Here is an 820-nt window from a genome sequence, read left to right as displayed (position 1 = left end):
GGCTGCCGACCCTGAAGGTGTTCGGCCGTGCCAAGGCGCAGGCGGAGTCGATCCAGCGCATCACCGGCGAGTACCGGCGGGCGACCATGCGCACCCTGCGGATCGCCTTCCTGTCCTCGTTCGCCCTGGAACTGCTGGCCACGCTGTCGGTGGCCCTGGTCGCGGTCACGATCGGCATGCGGCTCGTCGGCGGCGACATGGACCTGTACGTCGGGCTGGTCATCCTCGTGCTCGCGCCCGAGGCGTATCTGCCGCTGCGGCAGGTGGGTGCGCAGTACCACGCGGCGGCGGAGGGGCTGGCGGCGGCCGAGGAGATCTTCGCCGTGCTGGAGACCCCTGTGCCGAAGTCCGGCACGGGGGCCGTTCCGGCGGGCGGCCTGTCCTTCGAGAACGTGAGTGTCCGCTACCCCGGGCGGTCCGGGGACGCCGTGACGGACGTGTCCTTCGCCGTGCGGCCGGGGGAGACGGTCGCGCTCGTCGGGCCCAGCGGTGCGGGCAAGTCGACGCTGCTGAACGTTCTGCTGGGGTTCGTGCGGCCCACCGCGGGCCGGGTGCGGATCGCGGGAGCCGATCTCGCCGACATCGACCCGGAGCAGTGGCGGTCGCGGATCGCCTGGGTGCCGCAGCGGCCGCACCTGTACGCCGGGACGATCGCCGAGAACGTGCGGCTGGCGCGGCCCGACGCGGACGACGCCGCCGTACGCAGGGCACTGGCCGATGCCGATGCGCTGGAGTTCGTGGACGCGCTGCCCGAGGGAATGGACACCGGACTCGGCGAGGACGGGGCCGGACTGTCCGCGGGCCAGCGCCAGCGGCTCGC

The 820-nt window shown here is 73.5% G+C and carries 1 protein-coding gene; it reads left to right on the top strand.

The window, feature by feature from the left end; translation table 11 throughout:
• Nucleotides 1-820 (top strand): ABC transporter ATP-binding protein/permease (locus tag RH94_RS45060; RefSeq protein WP_234426156.1); only part of this gene is annotated, 820 nt, incomplete at both ends.

It is taken from the genome of Streptomyces kebangsaanensis (assembly GCF_001906585.1).
Taxonomy (GTDB): Bacteria; Actinomycetota; Actinomycetes; order Streptomycetales; family Streptomycetaceae; genus Streptomyces; species Streptomyces kebangsaanensis.
Note: the sequence above shows the minus strand (reverse complement) of the source record. Positions and strands in the feature narration are given on the sequence as shown.